Here is a 21,248-nt window from a genome sequence, read left to right as displayed (position 1 = left end):
TGTACTCTCGCGGACTTCGAGGGCGGGCGACGCGACCCGCGCGCGGGCGGGCGACGGGCCCCGGTGCGCGCGACGGGCCGCAGGCGTGCGCGGGCGGGCCACGAAGGAGCGACGGGATGCCGCGGGGCGCGGCATCCCGTCGGCTCAGAGGCGCGTCAGGCGAAGGCCTCGATGGGCGGGCAGGCGCACACGAGGTTGCGGTCACCGTAGGCCTGGTCGATGCGGCGGACCGGGGGCCAGTACTTCGTGCGGACCAGGGTGTGGACCGGGTACACGGCGGTCTCGCGCGAGTAGGGGTGGTCCCAGGAGTCCGCGACGACCGACTCCGCCGTGTGCGGGGCGTTCACGAGGGGGTTGTCGGCGGCGGGCCACTCCCCCGCGGCGACACGGTCGGCCTCGGCCTTGATCGCGATCATGGCCTCGATGAAGCGCTCGATCTCGGCGAGATCCTCGGACTCCGTCGGCTCGACCATGAGCGTGCCCGCGACGGGGAACGACATCGTCGGGGCGTGGAAGCCGTAGTCGATGAGGCGCTTGGCGACATCGTCGACCGTGACCCCCGTCGCCTCACGCAGCGGCCGCAGGTCGAGGATGCACTCGTGCGCGACGAGGCCCGCCTCCCCCGCGTAGAGGACCGGGTAGTGGTCGCGCAGGCGCACAGCGATGTAGTTCGCGGCGAGCACCGCCGCGGCCGTCGCATCGCGCAGCCCGGAAGCGCCCATCATGCGGACGTACGCCCACGAGATCGGGAGGATGCCGGCCGATCCGTGCGGTGCGGCCGAGATGGGTCCGCCGTCGAACACCCCGCCCGCGTGGTCGGCCCGCTGCGACAGCGGGTGCGACGGCAGGTACGGTGCGAGGTGCGCCTTGGCGGCCACCGGGCCGACGCCCGGGCCGCCGCCGCCGTGCGGGATGGCGAACGTCTTGTGCAGGTTGAGGTGCGAGACGTCGCCGCCGAGGTCGCCGAAGCGCGCGTAGCCGAGGAGCGCGTTCAGGTTCGCACCGTCGACGTACACCTGGCCGCCGGCGTCGTGCACGGCCTGCGTGATGTCGAGCACGTCGTGCTCGTACACGCCGTGGGTCGACGGGTACGTGATCATCAGCGCTGCGAGCGAGTCCGCATGCTCCGCGATCTTGGCGCGCAGGTCGTCGAGGTCGACGTTGCCGGCCTCGTCGCACGCGACGACGACGACGCGCATGCCCGCGAGCACCGCCGACGCCGCGTTCGTGCCGTGCGCCGACGACGGGATGAGGCACACGGTGCGCGCCGCATCTCCGTTCGCGCGGTGGTAGCCGCGGATCGCCATGAGGCCCGCGAGCTCGCCCTGCGAGCCGGCGTTCGGCTGCAGCGACACCGCGTCGTACCCGGTGACCTCGGCGAGCCACACCTCGAGCTGCTCGATCATCGCGAGGTAGCCGTGGACGTCGTCCTCGGGCGCGAACGGGTGCACCCGCGAGAACTCGGGCCACGAGACGGCGGCCATCTCGGTGGCGGCGTTGAGCTTCATGGTGCACGAGCCCAGCGGGATCATGCCGCGGTCCAGCGCGTAGTCGCGGTCCGACAGCTGCTTGAGGTAGCGCATCATCGCCGTCTCGGACCGGTGCGAGTTGAACACCGGGTGCGTGAGGAACTCCTCGACCCGGTGCAGCCCGGACGGCACGCCCGCGAGAGGCGCAGCATCCGTGAAGGGAAGCACCCGTTCGCCCTGCTCACCCGCACCGAGGAACTCGTTCTCGGGCAGGCCGAAGGCCCACGCGACCGCGGCGAGGTCGTCGGCGGTCGTCGTCTCGTCGACCGAGACCCCCACCGTCGCGTCGTCGGCCCAGAACAGCTGGAACCCCCGCGACCGCGCGCGCTCGATCACGCGACGCGAGGCGCCGGGGGTCGCGACGCGGATCGTGTCGAAGAACGAGTCCGACCGGAGCGACAGCCCGTACGACCGCAGGCGGTCGGCCAGCGCCGAGGCTTTGCGGGCGACGTCGGTCGCGATCGCGCGCAGCCCGTCCGGGCCGTGGTAGACCGCGTACATCGAGGCCATGACCGCGAGCAGCACCTGCGACGTGCAGATGTTCGAGGTGGCCTTCTCGCGACGGATGTGCTGCTCGCGCGTCTGCAGCGCGAGGCGGTAGGCGGGGTGGCCCGCGGCGTCCTGCGAGACGCCGACGAGGCGGCCAGGCAGCTGCCGCTCGAGTCCCTGGCGCACGGCCATGTACCCGGCGTGCGGACCGCCGAAGCCGAGCGGCACGCCGAAGCGCTGCGTCGTGCCCACCGCGACGTCTGCGCCGAACGAGCCCGGCGAGCGCAGCAGCGTGAGCGCGAGCAGGTCAGCGGCGACCACGACGAGCGCCCCGGCCACATGCGCGGCGTCCACGACACCGGACGGATCCCACACGTTGCCCGACGCGCCCGGGTACTGCACGAGCACGCCGAACAGCTCGTCGGGCAGCGTCGCGCCCCGGGCGAGGTCGAGCTCCACGAGCGAGATGCCGACGGCCGCCGCGCGGTGCGCCAGCAGCGCCTTCGTCTGCGGCAGCGCATCCGCGTCGACGACGAACACGTTCGACGAGACCTTCGACGCGCGCCGCGCCACCAGCATGCCCTCGACGACGGCGGTGGACTCGTCGAGCATCGAGGCGTTCGCCGTCGCGAGCCCGGTGAGGTCGGTCACCATCGTCTGGAAGTTGATGAGCGCCTCGAGCCGCCCCTGCGAGATCTCGGGCTGATACGGCGTGTACGCGGTGTACCACGAGGGGTTCTCGAGCACGTTGCGCGAGATCACCGACGGCGTGAGCGTGTCGTAGTAGCCGAGCCCGATCATCGGCCGCGCGGTGCGGTTCTGCGAGGCCAGCACGCGCAGCTCGGCGAGCGCCTCGGCCTCGGTCGCCGCGGGCGGGATGTCGCTCGTGGCACGGGGCCTGGCATGGATGGATGCCGGGACAGCCGCCTCGACGAGCGCATCGACGCTGTCGTAGCCCAGGGCGTCCAGCATCGTGCGCTGGGCCGCAGCATCCGTTCCGATATGACGGTCGGCGAACAGACCCGTCATTCGGCGCCGCCCGTGAGCGAGATGTACGCGTCGCGGTCGAGGAGATCGGCGACGGCCGCCGGGTCGACCGTGAGCTTGACGAGCCAGCCGGCGCCGAACGGGTCGGCGTTGACGAGGCCCGGGTCGTCGACGACGGCGTCGTTGACCTCGACGACCTCGCCGGTGAGCGGCGCGTAGAGCTCGCCGACGGACTTGGTGGACTCGATCTCGCCGACGACGGTCGCGGCCGTCACGGCGCTGCCGACGGCGGGCAGCTCGACGAACACGACGTCACCGAGCTTGTCGGCGGCGTACGAGGTGATGCCGACGGTCGCGACGTCGCCGTCGAGGGCGACCCACTCGTGCTCGGCGGTGTACTTGAGGGCGGTGAGATCTGTCATTTGTTCCTCCGGTAGAAGGGCAGGTCGGTCACGGTCGCGGGGATGCGGGTCCCCCGCACGTCGATGAAGAGCTCGGTTCCCGGTGCGGCGAGCGCGGGAGAGACGAACGCCATGGCGATGGGATGCTGCAGCGTCGGGCTGAGCGCGCCGCTCGTGATCTCTCCCACCGGGGTGTCGGCGTCGGCGCTGTCGAACACGGCGTATCCGGCGCGGCCGGCACGGCGGCCCTGGCCGGCGAGGCCCACCAGCACCGGGGCGTCGGAGGCGATCACCGCGCCGAGCCCCGCCTTGCCGACGAAGTCGTCCTTGTCGACCGCGACGACGCGGCCGAGGCCCGCCTGGGCGGGCACGATGTCGAGCGAGAGCTCGTGGCCGTACAGCGGCATGCCGGCCTCGAGGCGCAGCGTGTCGCGCGCGGCGAGGCCTGCGGGCACGAGGCCGAGCGGCTCGCCCGCCGCGAGAAGGGCGTCCCACAGTGGCGCGGCGACGCGGTTCGGCACGAGGAGCTCGAACCCGTCCTCCCCCGTGTAGCCGGTGCGGGCGACGAACAGCGGCTCGCCGTCGAAGGTGCCCGCCGACCATGCGTAGTAGCCGAGGTCGGCGAACGCGGGGGCCACGTCCGCGACGCCCGCGGTGACCTCGACGATCGCGCGGGCGGCGGGCCCCTGCACGGCGATCAGCGACAGCTGGTCGGTGACATCCTCCACCGTCGCCACGCCCGAGACGCCTTCGATGTGGAGGAAGCTCCCGACGCCCTCGCCCCGCTCGGCGAGGAAGGATGCCGCGACCGGCGCGCGCTGGGCACGCTCGGCGAACGCCGTGGCCACAGCATCCCGGTTCCCGGCATTCGCGATCACCAGGAAGCGGTCGTCGGCGAGGCGGTACACGATGACGTCGTCGACGATGCCGCCGGACTCCGACAGCACGAGCGAGTACTTCGCCTTGCCGACGCGCATCGGCGAGATCGCCCCGGCGAGCGCGTAGTCGAGGAAGTTCGCGGCGTCTGTTCCGGTCACGAGGAACTCGGCCATGTGCGAGATGTCGAAGAGACCGGCGCCGGTGCGCACGGCATGGTGCTCGGCGAGATCGGAGCTGTAGCGCACCGGCATGAGCCAGCCGCCGAAGTCGGTGAAGGAGGCGCCGAGCGCCTCGTGGCGGTCGTGCAGGGCAGTCGTGCGGAGTTCTGTCATGAGTTCTCCCGGTCGCGGACGGGCAGACGCCGGAAAGGCGCCTGTGAACTCCCCCTCTGTCATGGGCCTGAGAGCTTCGCCGGATGCGCAGCATCCGGCTTTCTCCTTCGGCGGACGCGAACGTCACTCTCCAGAGTCGGCCTGCCCGAACGGTACGCGTACCTGAGAGATTGGCGGGGAGGCTTGCTCCTTCGGTGCTCGGCGATCGCGCTGCCGAGGCTCTCCCGCCCGGGTGATGGGCCGTTATTGACTTGCGGAGCAAGCATAGCGGTCGGTGCCGTCAGCCGACGCAGGATCCCGTCGACACGGTGCTGGTGAGCGAGGGCGCCTGATCGGTGACCGGGGTGAGCTCGGCCATCGTCATCGCGTAGCCGACGTTCTCGTCGTCCTCCGCGCGCGCGAAGACGACGCCGGCGACCTCGCCGTCGCCGGTCAGCAGCGGTCCGCCTGAGTTGCCGGGGCGCACCACGGCCTCGAGCGAGTAGAGCTCGCGCGGATTCCACGAGCTGTCGTACACGTCGGGCACGTTGGCCGTGCCCACCGACTGCACGCTCGCCGGAACCATCGTGAACGGGCCGCCGTAGGGGTACCCCTGCACGACCGCCGCGGCGCCGGCCGCGAGCGTCGGCGAGAACGGCAGTGCGGCAGCGCCGAGGTCGTCGACCGCGATCACCGCGAGGTCGTCGATCGGGTCGAAGTACACGATGCGCCCCTCGCGCGCCGCGAGGCCCGGCAGCTCGACGATCGGGGTGTCGACGCCGGCGACCACGTGCGCGTTCGTGACCACCCGGTCCGGGGCCACGACGAAGCCGGTGCCCGACGATCCGCGCCCGCAGGCGTACGCGTTCCCCGAGACGCGGGCGACGGATGCTGCGGCCCGCTGCAGTTCGGGATCATCCAGCGCGACCGGCGGTGCGGGCTCGACGGTACCGGGCCCGAGCAGCAGGCCGAGGCCGGGCAGGCCGTCGTCGAGCACGGCGCCCCGCAGCTGCGCGAGGGCCGCGGCGATCGGATCGGGCGTCGCGGCCTCGATGCCCCGCAGGATCGCCGAGGACGCCACGGCCGACGAGATGACGGGGATGCCGGCGACCGCGATCGCCGGGGCGACGAGCGCGAGGGCGAGGATCGCCGCGACGACCGACGCGATGCCGCCGAGGAAGCGCTCGATGCCGCGGAGCTTCAGCCGGTCGGCGCCCGAGCGCAGCGCGGAGCCGATCGCCGCGCCGACCGCGGCGCCGGCGAACACGAGCCCGAGCGCCGTCACCAGTACGGCGGGGCCGCGCCAGACCGGCGACGGCACCCAGGCGCTCACCAGCGGGGTCAGCCAGAACGCCGCGAACGCGCCGGCCGCGAGCCCCGCGAGCGTGCCGATGCTGGCGAAGAAGCCCCGCTGCACCCCGGCGACGCACGCGGCGATCAGCAGCAGGATGACGATCACGTCGACGACGATCATCCCCACCCCTTCCGCCCGACGGGACCCGTCTCGTCAGGCTACGCATCGAGGCTGGGAGACGACCCCCATGGGCCGCCCGGGCGTGTCGGGACAGCCGGCGTGGCGGAAGCGGGTCAGCGGCGCTCGGCGGCGAGCTCCCGGCGGACCTCGTCCCGCAGCATCCCTTGATTCTCGGGATCCGGCGCTGCGCCCAGAAGCGTCCGCGTGTACTCGTGCTGCGGGTCGAGGATGACCGTGTCGGCGGGCCCCCGCTCGACGATGTCGCCGCGGTACATCACCAGGATCTCGTCGGAGAAGTGACGTGCCGTGGCCAGATCGTGCGTGATGTAGAGCACGCCGAGGTGGTCCTCGCGCTGGAGCTCTGCCAGCAGGTTCAGCACGCCGAGGCGGATCGAGACGTCGAGCATCGAGACCGGCTCGTCGGCGATGATGAACTGCGCGCCGGGAGCGAGCGCCCGGGCGATCGCGACACGCTGGCGCTGACCGCCTGAGAGCTCGTGCGGCCGGCGCTCGGCCATCGTGTCGCTCGGCGTGAGCCGCACGCGGTCGAGCAGCTCGAGCACGCGTCTGCGCACCTCGGCCTTGCCCATCCCGGGATTGTGGATGCGCAGCGGACGCTCGAGATGGTGCTCGATCGAGTGGAACGGGTTCAGCGACGCGAAGGGATCCTGGAAGACCATCTGCACGTCGCCGCGGTACGCCGCGACCTCGCGGCTGCGCCCGGTGGCGGGGATGCCGTCGAGCAGGATCTGCCCGCTCGTGGGCGTCTCGAGCCGCGCGAGCATCCGTGCGATGGTCGACTTGCCCGAGCCTGACTCCCCCACCAGCGCGATCGTGCGGCCCGCTTCGAGCGTGAACGACACGTCCTTCACCGCGTTGAGCGTCGAGAACTTCAGGCCGTTGCGCAGCCGGAACTCCTTGACCAGGTTCCGGGCCTCGAGCGTGCGTGGCCTGTCGACGCTGGGACTCTGGGCGCTCATGCAGCCCCTCCTTCGACGGAGATGGATGCTGCGCCCAGCGTCGCCGAGATCGGCTGGTGCCCGGTGCGCACGAAGTCGCCGCGGTCGCCGCGCAGGCTCGGGAAGCTCGACAGCAGCTTCTGGGTGTACTCGTGCTGCGGTCGCCGATAGATCTCGGTGGCGGTGCCGAGCTCGACGATCTCGCCCTGCAGCATGACCGCGATGCGGTCCGAGATCTCGATCAGCATCGGCAGGTCGTGCGTGATGAAGATCACCGCGAACCCGAGTTTCTCGCGCAGGCGCATGATCTCGCGGATGATGCCGCGCTGCACCACGACGTCGAGCGCGGTGGTCGGCTCGTCCATGATCATGACCTGCGGGTCGAGCGCGAGCGCCATCGCGATCATGACGCGCTGCCGCATGCCGCCCGATAGCTCGTGCGGGAAGCTCGAGAGGCGCTTCGGATCGACGCCGACGAGCTCGAGGAGCTCTTCGCTCCGCCGCTGCTTGTCGCGCTTGGACATCTCGGGGCGGTGCGTCGTGAACACGTCGAACAGCTGCGCACGGACGTTGATGACCGGGTTCAGCGAGTTCATGGCGCCCTGGAACACCATCGAGACCTTGTCCCAGCGGAAGCGACGGAGGTCTTCGTCGGCGAGGCCGACGATGTCGATGTCCTCCCCGGAGCGGTCGTGGAACACGATCTCGCCCGCCGTCATCAGCGCCGGCGGCTTGAGCAGCCGGTTGATGCCGTACGCGAGAGTCGACTTGCCGCACCCCGATTCGCCGGCGAGGCCGAGGATCTCGCCACGGTGGAGGGTCAGCGAGACGTCCCGCACCGCCTTCACGGGCGGGTCGACCTCGTACTCGATCGAGACGTTCCTCGCCGTGAGGACGGCGTCGGCGTTCATTCCTCTGCTCCGTTCGTGATGTGGGCGGAATCGACACCCCGGCCGGCGCGCCTGGCCTGCCGCACCCGCCGCGCGTTCTCGGGCGCGAGCCGCAGCTTCGGGTTGATGATCTCGTCGATCGAGAAGTTGATGAGCGACAGTCCCGCACCGAGCAGCGCGATCATGAGGCCCGGCGGGACGAACCACCACCAGGCGCCCGTGCCGAGCGCCTGGCCGCTCTGCGCCTCGTTGAGCATGGTGCCCCACGTGATGGAGCCGGTGGGCCCCAGTCCGAGGTACGACAGGCCCGCCTCGCCGAGGATCGCGAAGATGATGGCGAAGAGGAACTGCGCCGCGAGCAGCGGCAGGAGGTTCGGCAGGATCTCGACCCGGATGATGCGCGCGGTCTTCTCGCCGGCGACACGGCTGGCGGCGACGTAGTCGCGCGATCGGAGCGAGCGCGCCTGGGCGCGCAGCACCACCGCCGACCCCGCCCAGCCGGTGATGCCGAGTACGACCGCGACCATGAGCCAGCTGCGACCCGGCACGTAGGCCGCGATCACCATGACGAGCGGCAGGCCGGGGATCACGAGCATGATGTTCGTGAAGAGCGACAGGATCTCGTCCCACCAGCCGGCCTTGTAGCCGGCGATGATGCCGAACACGATCGAGAGCACCAGGGCGATGACGCCCGCCACGATGCCGACCATGAGCGAGCCCCGGGCACCCCAGGCGAGCTGGGCGAGCACGTCGTAGCCGAGCTTGGTCGTGCCGAGCAGATGCTCCGCGCTCGGCGGCGACAGCGCCGGGTTGTCGGAGTCGCGCGGATTCTGCGTGAACAGCGGCGCCAGGACGGCGAAGAGCACGATCCCGCCCACGATGATCAGGCCCAGAGCGAGCTTGAGCGACATCCGCGGAAGGAGCTGACGGAACCCGCGCCGCGCGGCGAGCGCCTCGTCCCGGGCTGCCTCGACCTCCGCATCGGCGGGCGGCGTCATGATCGCGCCGGGCGCGATGATGGCGGGGTCGATCGTGCGATCGGACATCGTCTCGGGAACGTCGTACTCGGTCAGCGACGGTTCGGTCACGTCGGCCCTCTCAGACATTGTGGCGCGCCCTCGGGTCGATGAATCCGTAGACGATGTCCATGATGAAGTTCGCCGCGAGCACCGCGATGGTGATGACGAGGAACACGCCCTGCATGAGCGCGTAGTCGCTGTTGCCGATGGCCTGGATCATCAGCTTGCCGATCCCGGGATAGGTGAACACCTGCTCCATCACGATGGAACCGGCGACGACGAACCCGAGCGCGATGCTGAATCCCGCGATCGACGGAATGGCCGCGTTGCGCGTCGCGTAGGTGCGGAGGATGCGCATCGGCCTGAGCCCCTTGGCCTCGGCCGTGACGATGTAGTCCTCCGACACGGTCGACACCATCATGTTGCGCATGCCGAGGAGCCAGCCGCCGACCGAGCTCAGCACGATCGTGAGCGCGGGGAGGAACCCGTGGTAGACGGCGCTGCCGATGAAGGCCCAGCTCCATTCCGGGCCGTCCGGGAACTCCCACACGTCGTAGCCGCCGAAGATCGGGAACCAGCCGAGCGCGACCGAGAAGATCGCGACGAGCACAAGGGCCAGCCAGAAGTAGGGAATGGACTGCAGCACCGTCGTGAACGGCACGAGATGGTCGACCCAGGTGCCGCGTCGCCACCCGACCCAGGCGCCGATGCCGACGCCCAGGACGAACGAGATGACGGTGGCGAGGCCGACCAGGATGACCGTCCACGGCAGCGCCGCGGCGATGAGGTCGGTGACAGGGGCCGGGTACTTCGTGATGGAGACGCCGAGGTCTCCCTGCAGCATCCGTCCCCAGTACGCGATGTACTGATCCCACATCGACGAGTCGTCCCCGCCGAGGAGGGCCTTGATGTTGCGGACCGTGGTCTCGCTGAGCTCGCCGCCGGCACGCTGCATCTTCGCGAGGAGGATGTCGGCGGGGTCGCCGGGCAGAAGCCTCGGCAGGAGGAAATTGAGGGAGATCGTCGCCCAGAGTGTCACCACATAGAACGCGATCCGCCGCGCGTAGAACTTCATCGCAGCCTGCTCCTCCGTGCCGCGGCTTCTGCCCGGTCGTGCATTACTTCACCGGCTCCAGGTGCTGGAGGATGTAGCCGGCCGCCACCGAGCCCCAGGCGGGCGGGAAGGCGTACAGGTCGTCCTCGGTCGGCCAGCCCGTGAAGTCCTTCGAGTTGTAGAACGTCTGGGTGGCGTTGATCACCAGCGGGATGTACGGCAGGTCGCGCACGATCTCGGCCTGCAGGGTGGCGTACGCCTCCTGCTTCGCGGCCTCGTCGTTCGTGGCGGCCGCCGCCGCGACCGCCTCGTTCACGATCGGGTTGTCGTAGCGGCTGAAGTTCCAGCGGCCCGCGGGGACCTCCTCGCCGACCTGCGAGGTCGACTCGCCGGCGAACCAGTCCTTGTAGATCTGGAACGGGTCGGCGACCGATGTGCCGATGACGCCGCCCATGATCAGCTGGTACTGGCCGGTCTGGCGCGCGTCCGAGAACTCCTGCCACTGCACGGTCGAGGCGTTGACCTTGATGCCGGCCTCGGCAGCCTGCTCGCTGATGAGCTTGGCGGCGTCGTTGTAATCGGTCCAGCCGTCGACCGAGATGAGGCTCAGCTCGATCGGCGTGCCGTCCTTGCCGTAGAAGCCGTCGCCGCCCTTGGTGTAGCCGGCTGCCTCGAGGATCTCACCGGCGGCCGAGACGTCGGGCGACTGCGGGCTGACCTCGTTGGCGGGGTCGGCGACCCACTTCTCGTCGCGCGGCAGCAGGGCGAAGGTCGGCGAGATGTCGCCGGTCAGGCCGACGAACGCCTTCTCCTTGATCGTGCCGCGGTCGATCGCGACGTTGAGCGCCTGGCGCACGGCCACGTCGGTCTGGGGCCCGGTGCAGCCGAGCTCCGCGTTCGCACAGGTGTAGAGCACGGTCGGGTCCTGCGGCGTGTTCAGCATGCTGATGACGCCGTTCGAGGTCACCGAGTCGGGGTTCGGCACGAACATGCCGGTCCAGTCCAGCTCACCGGCGGTGAGCAGGTCCTGCGCGGACTGGTTGGCGTCGATGCCGATGTACTGCACCTTCTTGATCGCGGGCACTCCCTCGTCGCGGAAGTTCTCGTTCGCGACGACCGTGTACGAGGCATCCGTCACCTTGTCGACGACGTAGGGTCCGGTGCCGACCGGCTCCTCGTCGGTGAAGGTCGTGTAGTCGTCGACCTCCGACCAGATGTGCTCGGGCAGCATCCACGTCGTGCCGAGGATCTGGAACTCGTTCGTGAACTGCGGCGTCTCGTAGGTGAGGACGAGCGTGGTGTCGTCCGGAGCCTCGGCCGAGATGAGGCCGTCGCGGTGGTTCGGCTCGTAGTTGAACGTGAACGCGGCGTCCTCGGCGGTGAAGTCCTCACCGTCGTTCCACTTCACGCCGTCCTTGAGCGTGACCGTGATGACGGTGCCGTCCTCGTTGTATTCGAAGCTCTCGCCGAGCATCGGCGCCGGAGCGTCGTCGGCGGTCTTGTTGTAGAAGAACAGCGGCTCGTAGATCGGGCCGAGCGCGGCGTGCAGGACGCTCGGCGCGAAGGGGTTGAAGTTGGCCTCGATGGGGGTCTGGCTACCGGCCCAGACCCGCAGCGTGCGGCCCTCGGAGTCGCCACTGTCGTCGCCGCCACCGGCGCAGCCCGACAGGCCGATACCGAGGATCGCGGCCCCGGCGACGGCGATGAGCGCCGCTCGGCGCTTCGCATTTCGAATCATCGTTGGTTCTTTCTCTCTCGTGCGGCATTGCAGGGAGGGTGGTGCGCGGGCACCGGCGCATTCATTAAGTACTGAGTCCTAACAAATGTGTGTTAGTAAACCTAACAAACATTCCGTCGTCGGCGCATCCCGAGAACCCGCTGTGCACGTCACGTCTTCACAACGGTTCGCGCACGCCGCTCGGTCGGGGCCGCGGTGTTACGGCGGGGGTTTGGCTTCTGGTCAGAGTGACACTATGATCGAACCGACAGTTAGAGTCACTATGACCAGAACAGCTCCCACACCCCAGTCCCCCACCGCCCCGGCCGACACCGACGCGATCCGCGTGGCGGTGTCGACGGTGATCTTCACGCTCCGCCGGCTCCCCGGCAGCGACGCCGTCCAGGTCGTACTCCCGCTGGTGCGCCGCACGCGCGACCCGCACGAGGGCCAGTGGGCGCTTCCCGGCGGATGGCTGGCTGCGACGGAGGGACTGGATGCCGCGGCATCCCGGACGCTCGCAGAGACGACCGGGCTGGCACCGAGCTATCTCGAGCAGCTGTACGCCTTCGGTGCTGTCGACCGGTCACCGACGCGCGTCGTCTCGATCGTCTACTGGGCCCTGCTGCGCGCGGACGAGATCACCGACGGCACCGTCGAGAACGTGGAGTGGTTCGACGCTGCGGCACTGCCGCAACTGGCGTTCGACCACAACGAGATCGTCGACTACGCACTGTGGCGCCTGCGCAACAAGGTCGGCTACAGCCGCATCGCCCACGGGCTGCTCGCCGACGAGTTCACGCTGGCCGACCTGCGCGAGGTGTACGAGGCGATCCTCGGCCGGCGTCTCGACCCTGCGAACTTCCGTCGTCAGGTCGAGAACTCCGGCACCCTCATCCCCACCGACCGCTTCCGCACCGGAAGCCACCGCCCCGCGCGGCTCTACCGCTACAACCAGGACGTCGAGCTCGCCGACCGCGGCCCGCTCGATGCTCCGCACTGACCCACCCGAACGAAAGCGCACGCCATGTCCGCCGTGAACATCACCCTCCAGCGCCGACCCGAGCTCGACGCCTCCGTCGACCACGCGATCCAGGCGATCGTCGCGGGCGCGACGGTGGGCGAGACCTGCAACACCGATCTCGCCGCCGGTCCCTGGGACTTCGACACGCGCCCCGGGTACGGTCCCGGGTCGTCGATGGGCGACGTGATCCCGACCGGGTCGCCCCGTCAGGGAGAGCTTCCCCGCGAGTACCGGGAGGCGTCCGAGGCCGAGCTCGACGAGCGCATCCGCGCCGCGAAGGCGACGCTCGGCGACCGCGTCGTCGTGCTCGGGCACTTCTACCAGCGCGAGGAGGTCGTCGTGCACGCGGACTACGTGGGCGACTCGTTCCAGCTGGCGAACGCGGCCCTCGAGCACCCCGACGCCGAGGCGATCGTGTTCTGCGGCGTGCATTTCATGGCCGAGACCGCCGACCTGCTGTCGCGGCCCGAGCAGGCCGTGATCCTCCCCAACCTCGCAGCCGGCTGCTCGATGGCCGACATGGCCGACATCGACCAGGTCGAGGAATGCTGGGAGCAGCTCGCCGACGTCTACGGCGACATGGACGCCGTAGACGAGGACGGCCTCGTGCCCGTCATCCCCGTCACGTACATGAACTCCTCCGCCGCCATCAAGGGCTTCGTCGGACGCCACGGCGGCATCGTGTGCACGTCGTCCAACGCACGCACGGTGCTGGAGTGGGCGTTCCAGCGCGGGCGCCGCGTCCTCTTCTTCCCCGACCAGCACCTCGGCCGCAACACCGCGAAGGCGATGGGGGTGCCGCTCGAGCGGATGCCGATGTGGAATCCGCGCAAGCCCCTGGGCGGGGCATCCGCCGACCAGCTCGCCGACGCCCGCGTCATCCTGTGGCACGGCTTCTGCTCGGTGCACCGCCGCTTCTCGGTCGACCAGATCGACAAGGCGCGCGCCGAGCACCCCGGAGTGCGCGTCATCGTGCACCCGGAGTGCCCGATGGAGGTCGTTGACGCCGCCGACGAGGCCGGCTCGACGGACTACATCCGCAAGGCGATCGAAGCCGCGACCGAGCCCACGACGTTCGCGATCGGCACCGAGGTGAACCTCGTGCAGCGCCTCGCGGCCGACCACCCGCAGCACGCGATCTTCTGCCTCGACCCGGTCGTGTGCCCGTGCTCGACGATGTACCGCATCCACCCGGGCTACCTCGCGTGGGTGCTCGAGGGGCTCGTCGCGGGCGACGTGCGCAACCGCATCACCGTGCCGGCTTCGGTCGCCGACCCGGCACGCGTGGCGCTGGAGCGCATGCTGGCGGCCAAGCCCCCGGCAGCGCCCGCGGCCGCGTGGGAGAACGCGTCATGACGACGACCTCCGGAACGACAGACGTGCACGCGATCGTCGTCGGCTCGGGCATCGCGGGGCTGCTCACGGCCCTGCACGCCGTCGAGCACGGCTGCCGCGTGACGCTCGTCACGAAGGACGTGCTCGAGCACGCGAACACCCGCTTCGCCCAGGGCGGCATCGCGGGCGTGATGTTCGACGACGACGCGGCCGACGACCACGTCCGCGACACGCTCGTCGCCGGGGCGGGGCTCAGCGACCCCGCCGCCGTGCGTGTGCTCGTCGACGAGGGTCCGGCGCGGATCCGCGAGCTGATCTCGCTCGGCGTCGCGTTCGACCGCGACGAGGCCGGCGGCTTCGTCAAGGGTCTCGAGGCCGCGCACTCGTACCCGCGCATCCTCCACGCCGGCGGCGACGCCACCGGCACCGCGATCGAGAAGGCCCTCGTCGCGCGCCTGCGCGCGAGCGACGTCGCGGTGATCGAGCACGCGTTCCTCGTCGACCTGGTGGTGGAGGACGGTCGCGTGAGCGGAGTCGACCTGATCGTCGGAGAAGTGGATGCTACGCCCGGACGCCGCGAGATCATCACGTCCGACGCAGTCGTGCTCGCGACGGGCGGGGCGGGCGAGCTGTACGCCCACTCGACCAACCCCGAGGTGGCCACCGGCGACGGCATCGCCGCCGCGATCCGCGCCGGCGCCGAGGTCACCGACCTCGAGTTCTTCCAGTTCCACCCGACGGTATTGGCCGTAGGCGACTCGTTCCTGGTCTCCGAGGCCGTGCGCGGCGAGGGCGCGACCCTCGTGGACGAGCACGGGCGCCGCTTCGCGTTCGACGCGCACCCCGACGGCGAGCTCGCCCCGCGCGACGTCGTCGCCCGCGCGATCGCGCACCAGATGGAGGCGCAGGACGGCCGCCCGGTGTTCCTCGACGCGACGCACATCCACTCGGAAGACCCCGCCGAGCGCGCGGCCTTCCTCTCACGCCGATTCCCGACGATCGACCGCGCGGTGCGCGAGCGAGGGCTGGACTGGGCGCGCGAGCCGATCCCCGTGACGCCGGCCGCGCACTACCTGATGGGCGGCGTCACCACCGACCTCTTCGGCCGTTCCTCCCTGCCGGGTCTGTATGCCGTCGGTGAGGTCGCGCGCACGGGCGTGCACGGCGCCAACCGCCTGGCCTCGAACTCGCTGCTCGAAGGCGCCGTGTTCGGCGCGCGTGCGGGCGACGTGATCGCCGAGGACGCGGCATCCGGAATCTGGCCCGAGATCCCGCGCACGGCGGCGCCCGAGAGCGCCGCCGGCCCGGGATGGCGGCTCGGTGGTCGTGGGCGACCGCTGAACCGCGAGGATCTGCAGGCGATCATGTGGGCTCACGCGGGCCTGGTGCGCGATTCATCCGGCCTGCGGCTCGCGGCGGCGGTGCTGGAGAGCTGGCGCGACCAGGAGCGTGCGCCGGTCACCGAGTCGGAGTTCGAGGACGAGAATCTGCTGACCGTCGCCACCGCCCTCGTGGATGCCGCGTTGGCGCGTCGAGAGTCGGTGGGCGCCCACTTCCGCTCGGACGAGAACCCGCCGCGCGTCGACGATGTCGTGGCGGGCCAGGCCGCGATGGCGGACGTGCTCGCCGCGAATCCCTATCCCCCCGACTCGATGCCCTCGCGCTGGTGGAGCGACGACATCTTCCGCGAGTACGCGACGAAGGCGAGAAGCTGATGCTGAACAGATCGACCATCGACCGTGTCGTGGCCGCTGCCCTCGAAGAGGACGCGCCGTGGGGCGACCTCACCAGCGAGGCGCTGATCCCCGAGAACGCGGTGGCCCGGGCCGACCTCGTCGCGCGCGAGCGCGGCGTGTTCTCGGGTGGCGAGGTGTTCGAGGCGGCGTTCCGGCTCACCGACCCGACGATCGACGTCGAACTCGTCGTCGAGGACGGCGAGTGGTTCGAGCCCGGCGCGGTGCTCGCCGTCGTGACCGGCCGCGCTCGCGCCGTGCTCACGGCCGAGCGGATCGGCCTCAACTTCGCCCAGCGCATGTCGGGCATCGCGACGCTGACCGGCACCTATGTGGCCGAGGTCGCGCACACCGCCGCCCGCATCGTCGACACCCGCAAGACGACGCCGGGTCTGCGGGCCTTCGAGCGCAAGGCCGTGCGCGACGGCGGCGGCCGCAACCACCGCCACTCCCTGTCGGACGCCGTCATGGCCAAGGACAACCACCTCGCCGTGCTGGCGCAGAAGGGCGTCTCGCCGACGGCCGCGCTGCTCGCCGCGAAGGACCTCCTCCCCCACACCACGCACATCGAGGTCGAGGTCGACCGGCTCGAGCAGATCGAACCCGTGCTCGCGGCCGGGATCGGCACGATCATGCTCGACAACTTCTCGCTCGACGACCTCCGCGCGGGAGTCGCCCAGGTGGCGGGCCGCGCGACGGTCGAGGCCTCCGGCGGGGTCTCGCTCGAGACTGTGCGCGCGATCGCCGAGACCGGCGTGGACGTCATCTCGGTCGGCGCGCTCACGCACTCCGCTCGCGCCCTCGACCTCGGGCTCGACGTGCGGATCGACGTCGCCTGACCCCACGGAGCCCCCGATGAGCATGCTCTACCTCGACAACGCCGCGACCACCCCGGTGCGGCCCGAGGTGCTCGAGGCGATGATGCCGTACCTCACTCGCTGGTACGGCAACGCGTCGAGCCACCACACCGTGGGCGAGGCGGCGGCGGATGCGCTCGCCGACGCCCGCGCGCGCGTCGCCCGCGTGCTGGGCCTCCGCGCCGGCGACATCGTCTTCACGTCGGGCGGCACCGAGGCCAACAACCTCGCGATCAAGGGCATCGCGGTCGCGGCGGCGCTCAGCCGGGAAGACCGCCGCGCGCACGTCGTCACGACGCCGATCGAACACGAATCGGTGCTCGAGTCGGTCGACTACCTCGAGCGTGTGCACGGGTTCGCCGCGGCGCGCGTGGACGTCGACGAGCACGCGCGGGTGTCGGCGGATGCTGTCGCCCAGAGCCTCCGCGACGACACCGTGCTCGTTAGCATCGGCTACGCGAACAACGAGGTGGGGACGATTCAGGATGCTGCGGCCCTGGCCGCCGTCGTCCGCGAACGGCGCATCCCGCTTCACCTCGATGGCGTGCAGGCGGCGGGCTGGCTGTCGCTGTCTGCCGACGAGCTCGGGTACGACGCGATCTCGCTCGCGGGTCACAAACTCGGAGCCCCCAAGGGCACCGGTGTGCTCGGCGTCCGGGGTCGGATCCCGCTCGAGCCCCTGCTGCACGGCGGAGGGCAGGAACGGGGTCGGCGCAGCGGCACCGAAGACGTGGCGGGGGCCATCGGGTTCGCCACCGCGCTGGAGCTCGCCGAGACGGAGCGAGTCGAGGCATCCTCTCGCGTGTCAGCCATCCGGGACCGCTTCATCGCACGGGTGCTCGAGCGGGTCCCGTCCGCGCGCCTCACCGGCGACCCGGTGCACCGGCTGGCCGGCACCGCCAGCTTCACCTTCGCCGGCACGAGCGGTGAGGCAGTGCTGCTCGAGCTCGAGCGCCGCGGCGTCGTGTCGTCGAGCGGCTCGGCGTGCGCTGCGGGAAGCGACGAGCCCTCGCACGTACTCGTCGCGATGGGCGTCCCACCGGAGATCGCGCAGACCGCGGTGCGCTTCACCTTCCCCCGTTGGCTGAACGCACCGCTCGATGCCGTCGCCGACGCGGTCGAGGCATCCGTCGCCGCCGTGCGCTGAACCGGTTCCCGACACAGAATCGGATCCGCACCTGCGGACGCGCCCGCGACACGCCGCGCACCGCGGCGCCGCGCGCGGCGTGTCGGCCCGGCCATCCGCTCCTGCGGATCCGATTCTGTGTCGGCGCGCACCCGCGGCCGGCGGAACCCGGGCTGCCCGGGCGACCATAGGATCGGGAGGTGCCCTCCGCCGTGACCGTCATCGTCCCCGGCTACGACGTGGCCCTCTACGCCGCCGAGGCGATCGACTCCCTGCGCGCGCAGACGCGCGACGACTGGACCGCGATCCTCGTCGACGACGCCTCGACCGACGAGACCGGGGCGCTGTTCGACGCCGCGGCCGCGGCGGACGACCGGTTCCAGGTCGTGCATCACGCCACGCAGCGCGGCCTCGGCGCCGCGCGCAACTCGGCACTCGACCTCGTCCGCACCCCGTTCGTGGGATTCCTCGACGCGGACGACCGGCTCACCACGACCGCGCTCGAGCGGCTCGTCGGCACGGTGTCGCAGAGCGGCAGCGACTTCGCGCTCGGCGCGTACGTGCGCCTGCGCCCCGACAGCGCCGGAGGGTACGAGGCCGGCAGCGTGCAGCCCTGGGTCGCCGCCGCGACCGATCCCGCCCGCGTCGGCACGACGCTCGCGCAGCACCCCGAGGCCTCCGGCAACATCGTCGCGTGGTCGAAGGTGAGCCGCACCGAGCTGTGGCGGCGCACCGGCCTGCGCTTCCCCGAGGGCAAGGCGTACGAGGACCAGATCGTCGCGCAGCAGATGTACACGCGCGCCCGCGCGTTCGACGTCATCCCCGACGTCGTCGTCGAGTGGCGCGAGCGGGCCGACGGCTCCTCCATCACCCAGCACAAGGGCGAGCTTCCCGTGCTGCGCGACTACCTCGAGGCTCTCTCGGGCGGAATCGCCGTGCTGGATGCTGCGGACCAGCCGCGGGCCGCAGCATCCCGTGTCCGTCTCATCCTCGCGATGGACCTGCCGCCGCTCGTCGACCTCGCCCGCGACCACGTCGACGACGCCTACCGCCGGGAGCTCGGCGCGTTCGCGCGCACCCTGGCTTCCCGGGCGGACGGAATCCCGCTGTCGGAGCCCGCCGCCGTCGCGCTCGAGGCCGCACGCCTCTGGTGAGGCCGGCGTGACGCCGGCGCAGGGGCTCAGTCCTCGCGCCACTCCGGATCGCCGACACTGCCGCGGCCGGCGGCGAGCACCTCTTCCGAGGTGAGCACCGGCGCATCGGGCGGGCTGTCGGCGCGCCGATCGGGGTGGTCGGCGGGCGGCGCGGAGTCCTCTGCCTCGAGGATGCGGGTGGTCGCGAGCTGCTGCGCCGCGAGCTCGGCGTACAGCCCGCCCTCGGCCAGGAGCGACGCGTGCGTGCCCGATTCGACGATGCGCCCCGCCTCGACGACGTGGATGACGTCGGCGGCGATCACTGTCGACAGGCGGTGCGCGATCGACAGCGTCGTGCGGCCGCGGGCCGCCGCGTCCAATGCCTCTTGCACGACACGCTCCGACACCGTGTCGAGGGCCGACGTCGCCTCGTCGAGGAGCAGCACGGGAGGGTCCTTGAGCAGCACCCGCGCGATCGCGATGCGCTGCTTCTCGCCGCCCGACAGCCGGTACCCGCGCTCGCCGACGATGGTGTCGTAGCCCTTCTCGAAGCCCTCGATCACATGGTGGATGTTCGCCGCGCGGCAGGCCGCCTCGAGCTCCGCATCGGTCGCGCCGGGCTTCGCGTAGCGCAGGTTCTCGCGGATCGTCGCGTGGAACAGGTACGTCTCCTGCGAGACGATCCCCACGTTGTCGATGATCGACTCCTGCGTGAGGCGGCGCACGTCCTCTCCCGCGAACAGGACGGACCCGCCGGATGCCTCGTACAGCCGCGGCGTCAGATACAGCACTGTCGTCTTGCCGGCGCCGGAGGGCCCGACGAACGCGACGTGCTGACCCGGCTCGGCGGTGAACGAGACACCCCGCAGCGTCGCGCGGGCGTCGGCCGCGGCATCCGGATACCGGAACTCCACGTCTCGGAACTCGATGCGCCCCAGCGGGCCGGGGGCGTCGGCGACGTCGATCGCGTCGGGCGCCTCGCGGATGGCCGGCACCAGATCGAGGTACTCGAAGATGCGGGCGAACAGCGCCGACGACGTCTGCAGGTCGAGCGAGACGCGCATGAGCCCCATGAGCGGCATCAGCAGGCGTGCCTGAACCGTGGTGAACGCGACGATCGTGCCCGCGGTGATGGCGTCGGTGCCGCCGCCGATCAGGTAGCCCGACACCAGGTAGATGATCGCCGGGACGCTCGCCATGATCACCTGGACCACGGCGAAGAACCCCTGGCCGCTCATGGCGCGCCGCACCTGGAGTCGCACCTGGTTCACGTTCTCGTCGGCGTAGCGCGCCGACTCGGTGCGCTGGCGGTTGAAGGACTTCGACAGGAGGATGCCCGAGACGCTCAGGGTCTCCTGGGTGATGGACGTCAGCTCCGACAGGGACTCCTGCGTCTCGCCCGCGATGCGCGCGCGCACCTGGCCGACCCGGCGCTGGACGATCACCAGGAAGGGCATCAGCACGACGGCGATGATGGTCAGGCGCCAGTCGATGAGAATCATCGCGACGAGCGAGGCGATGACCGTCACCGTGTTGCCGAGGATGCTCGTGACGGTGTTCGTGAGCACCCCCGAGACACCGCCCACGTCGTTCTGCAGACGCGATTGGATGACGCCGGTCTTGGTGCGCGTGTAGAAGCCGAGCTCCATCGACTGCAGGTGGTCGAAGAGCTTGACCCGCAGGTCGCCGGTGACCCGGTTGCCGACCGTCGAGGTGAGCCAGGTCTGCACGACGCCGACGGCCGCCGAGAGCAGGAAGAGGGCGATCATCGCCAGCACGAGCTGCCAGAGCAGCGTCAGGTCGGGGCCGCTCCTGTCGGTCGGGAACAGCGCGTCGTCGAAGACCCGCTCCACGAGCAGCGGCGGGATGACCGCGATGCCCGCGCCGACGACCACCAGCACGCCGGTGACGACGATCGACCACTTGTACCGCTGGAAGAGCGCGACGACGCGCCGGCCCAGATTCGGGATCTCCGGCGCCTCGGCGTTCGCCCGCCGCTGTGCCGCGGTGTCGACCGGGCGGAAGCCGGGGTGTCCGCCACCCCCGCCGCGCATGCTCATTCCGCCAGCCTAATGAGCGCCGCCGACGCTAGGCTCGTGCCATGACCTCGACTCCGGACCGACCCGAACACGACGGCAGCGACCTCGCGGAACTCCGCGAGGAGATCGACGCCCTCCAGGCGATCCCCCACGAGGAGGTCGTGAACCCCCTCCCGAAGAACCTCGAAGAGCGCGAGCCCGAGGCCGAGCCGACCGACGCGATCGGCTCCGAGAAGTGGGACGACGAGGAGCCCGGGCGCTCCGGCCGCTGACCGCACGGGTCGCCTGATCG

General features: G+C 70.9%; 17 protein-coding genes and 2 riboswitches. Of the genes, 7 read left to right on the top strand and 10 right to left on the bottom strand.

The genetic code is table 11. The features are described from left to right. Positions 1–155: 155 nt before the first annotated feature. The 9 genes from gcvP to ACFC1I_RS17090 all read right to left on the bottom strand — a co-directional run bounded on the left by gcvP (position 156) and on the right by ACFC1I_RS17090 (position 11,730). Positions 156–3,047, bottom strand: coding sequence for an aminomethyl-transferring glycine dehydrogenase (gcvP, locus tag ACFC1I_RS17130; protein WP_376012021.1), 2,892 nt, complete (start codon positions 3,045–3,047; stop codon positions 156–158). Then, on the bottom strand, positions 3,044–3,427 hold the full coding sequence (gene gcvH, locus ACFC1I_RS17125) for a glycine cleavage system protein GcvH (RefSeq protein ID WP_376012018.1): 384 nt from the start codon (positions 3,425–3,427) through the stop codon (positions 3,044–3,046). The genes gcvP and gcvH overlap by 4 nt, the downstream gene beginning before the upstream one ends. Beyond that, positions 3,424–4,617: a glycine cleavage system aminomethyltransferase GcvT gene (locus ACFC1I_RS17120; protein ID WP_376012015.1), complete on the bottom strand. Its 1,194-nt coding sequence runs from the start codon at positions 4,615–4,617 to the stop codon at positions 3,424–3,426. Before ACFC1I_RS17120 ends, gcvH begins: the two co-directional genes overlap by 4 nt. Before the next feature lie 46 nt (positions 4,618–4,663). Then, positions 4,664–4,757, bottom strand: a riboswitch (glycine riboswitch). Further along, positions 4,758–4,854, bottom strand: a riboswitch (glycine riboswitch). 43 nt (positions 4,855–4,897) lie between these two features. Next, the gene (locus ACFC1I_RS17115) at positions 4,898–6,070 is read right to left on the bottom strand and encodes a MarP family serine protease (RefSeq protein ID WP_376012012.1); all 1,173 of its coding nucleotides are present in this window, start codon (positions 6,068–6,070) and stop codon (positions 4,898–4,900) included. 113 nt (positions 6,071–6,183) lie between these two features. Then, positions 6,184–7,050 carry an ABC transporter ATP-binding protein gene (locus tag ACFC1I_RS17110; protein ID WP_376012009.1) on the bottom strand — a complete coding sequence of 289 codons (867 nt, stop codon included), beginning with the start codon at positions 7,048–7,050 and terminating at the stop codon, positions 6,184–6,186. Next, a complete protein-coding gene (locus tag ACFC1I_RS17105) occupies positions 7,047–7,940 on the bottom strand; it encodes an ABC transporter ATP-binding protein (protein ID WP_376012006.1) in 894 nt (297 codons plus the stop codon). The genes ACFC1I_RS17110 and ACFC1I_RS17105 overlap by 4 nt, the downstream gene beginning before the upstream one ends. Continuing rightward, the gene (locus ACFC1I_RS17100) at positions 7,937–8,965 is read right to left on the bottom strand and encodes an ABC transporter permease (protein WP_376012123.1); all 1,029 of its coding nucleotides are present in this window, start codon (positions 8,963–8,965) and stop codon (positions 7,937–7,939) included. Before ACFC1I_RS17100 ends, ACFC1I_RS17105 begins: the two co-directional genes overlap by 4 nt. A gap of 52 nt (positions 8,966–9,017) precedes the next feature. Further along, complete coding sequence (locus tag ACFC1I_RS17095) at positions 9,018–10,013, bottom strand: ABC transporter permease (RefSeq protein WP_376012003.1); 996 nt, start codon at positions 10,011–10,013, stop codon at positions 9,018–9,020. Between the two features lie 43 nt (positions 10,014–10,056). After that, complete coding sequence (locus ACFC1I_RS17090; protein WP_376012000.1) at positions 10,057–11,730, bottom strand: ABC transporter substrate-binding protein; 1,674 nt, start codon at positions 11,728–11,730, stop codon at positions 10,057–10,059. Positions 11,731–11,992: 262 nt separating this feature from the next. On the opposite strand from ACFC1I_RS17090, the gene ACFC1I_RS17085 reads away from it, so the two are divergent. From ACFC1I_RS17085 to ACFC1I_RS17060, 6 genes are all read left to right on the top strand, one after another. After that, a complete protein-coding gene (locus tag ACFC1I_RS17085; protein WP_376011998.1) occupies positions 11,993–12,712 on the top strand; it encodes an NUDIX domain-containing protein in 720 nt (239 codons plus the stop codon). A 24-nt stretch (positions 12,713–12,736) separates the two neighbouring features. Further along, entirely contained in the window at positions 12,737–14,089 is a 1,353-nt protein-coding gene (gene nadA / locus ACFC1I_RS17080; protein ID WP_376011995.1) for a quinolinate synthase NadA, read from the top strand. Next, a complete protein-coding gene (gene nadB / locus ACFC1I_RS17075; protein WP_376011993.1) occupies positions 14,086–15,783 on the top strand; it encodes an L-aspartate oxidase in 1,698 nt (565 codons plus the stop codon). The genes nadA and nadB overlap by 4 nt, the downstream gene beginning before the upstream one ends. Beyond that, on the top strand, positions 15,783–16,640 hold the full coding sequence (gene nadC / locus ACFC1I_RS17070) for a carboxylating nicotinate-nucleotide diphosphorylase (protein WP_376011990.1): 858 nt from the start codon (positions 15,783–15,785) through the stop codon (positions 16,638–16,640). Before nadB ends, nadC begins: the two co-directional genes overlap by 1 nt. A gap of 22 nt (positions 16,641–16,662) precedes the next feature. Beyond that, positions 16,663–17,805 (top strand): cysteine desulfurase family protein, encoded by a 1,143-nt coding sequence (locus ACFC1I_RS17065; RefSeq protein WP_376012120.1) that lies wholly within the window; start codon positions 16,663–16,665, stop codon positions 17,803–17,805. A gap of 179 nt (positions 17,806–17,984) precedes the next feature. After that, positions 17,985–18,938 carry a glycosyltransferase family 2 protein gene (locus ACFC1I_RS17060; RefSeq protein WP_376011988.1) on the top strand — a complete coding sequence of 318 codons (954 nt, stop codon included), beginning with the start codon at positions 17,985–17,987 and terminating at the stop codon, positions 18,936–18,938. Between the two features lie 26 nt (positions 18,939–18,964). Here the strand turns inward: ACFC1I_RS17060 and ACFC1I_RS17055 are convergent, their stop codons facing one another. Continuing rightward, positions 18,965–20,971 (bottom strand): ABC transporter ATP-binding protein, encoded by a 2,007-nt coding sequence (locus ACFC1I_RS17055; protein ID WP_376012117.1) that lies wholly within the window; start codon positions 20,969–20,971, stop codon positions 18,965–18,967. A gap of 47 nt (positions 20,972–21,018) precedes the next feature. Here ACFC1I_RS17055 and ACFC1I_RS17050 point away from each other — a divergent pair, with 47 nt between their 5' ends. Continuing rightward, positions 21,019–21,228: a hypothetical protein gene (locus tag ACFC1I_RS17050; protein WP_376011985.1), complete on the top strand. Its 210-nt coding sequence runs from the start codon at positions 21,019–21,021 to the stop codon at positions 21,226–21,228. Positions 21,229–21,248: the final 20 nt, after the last annotated feature.

Source organism: Microbacterium sp. NPDC056044 (assembly GCF_042267145.1).
Lineage (GTDB): Bacteria > Actinomycetota > Actinomycetes > Actinomycetales > Microbacteriaceae > Microbacterium.
This window is presented reverse-complemented; position numbering and strand designations above follow the sequence as displayed.

Excerpts from the sequence above, each read along its gene's own strand:
- gcvP (WP_376012021.1), bottom strand. The coding sequence starts at position 3,047 with ATGACGGGTCTGTTCGCCGACCGTCATATCGGAACGGATGCTGCGGCC.
- gcvH (WP_376012018.1), bottom strand. The coding sequence starts at position 3,427 with ATGACAGATCTCACCGCCCTCAAGTACACCGCCGAGCACGAGTGGGTC.
- ACFC1I_RS17120 (WP_376012015.1), bottom strand. The coding sequence starts at position 4,617 with ATGACAGAACTCCGCACGACTGCCCTGCACGACCGCCACGAGGCGCTC.
- ACFC1I_RS17115 (WP_376012012.1), bottom strand. The coding sequence starts at position 6,070 with ATGATCGTCGTCGACGTGATCGTCATCCTGCTGCTGATCGCCGCGTGC.
- ACFC1I_RS17110 (WP_376012009.1), bottom strand. The coding sequence starts at position 7,050 with ATGAGCGCCCAGAGTCCCAGCGTCGACAGGCCACGCACGCTCGAGGCC.
- ACFC1I_RS17105 (WP_376012006.1), bottom strand. The coding sequence starts at position 7,940 with ATGAACGCCGACGCCGTCCTCACGGCGAGGAACGTCTCGATCGAGTAC.
- ACFC1I_RS17100 (WP_376012123.1), bottom strand. The coding sequence starts at position 8,965 with ATGTCCGATCGCACGATCGACCCCGCCATCATCGCGCCCGGCGCGATC.
- ACFC1I_RS17095 (WP_376012003.1), bottom strand. The coding sequence starts at position 10,013 with ATGAAGTTCTACGCGCGGCGGATCGCGTTCTATGTGGTGACACTCTGG.
- ACFC1I_RS17090 (WP_376012000.1), bottom strand. The coding sequence starts at position 11,730 with ATGATTCGAAATGCGAAGCGCCGAGCGGCGCTCATCGCCGTCGCCGGG.
- ACFC1I_RS17085 (WP_376011998.1), top strand. The coding sequence starts at position 11,993 with ATGACCAGAACAGCTCCCACACCCCAGTCCCCCACCGCCCCGGCCGAC.
- nadA (WP_376011995.1), top strand. The coding sequence starts at position 12,737 with ATGTCCGCCGTGAACATCACCCTCCAGCGCCGACCCGAGCTCGACGCC.
- nadB (WP_376011993.1), top strand. The coding sequence starts at position 14,086 with ATGACGACGACCTCCGGAACGACAGACGTGCACGCGATCGTCGTCGGC.
- nadC (WP_376011990.1), top strand. The coding sequence starts at position 15,783 with ATGCTGAACAGATCGACCATCGACCGTGTCGTGGCCGCTGCCCTCGAA.
- ACFC1I_RS17065 (WP_376012120.1), top strand. The coding sequence starts at position 16,663 with ATGCTCTACCTCGACAACGCCGCGACCACCCCGGTGCGGCCCGAGGTG.
- ACFC1I_RS17055 (WP_376012117.1), bottom strand. The coding sequence starts at position 20,971 with ATGCGCGGCGGGGGTGGCGGACACCCCGGCTTCCGCCCGGTCGACACC.
- ACFC1I_RS17050 (WP_376011985.1), top strand. The coding sequence starts at position 21,019 with ATGACCTCGACTCCGGACCGACCCGAACACGACGGCAGCGACCTCGCG.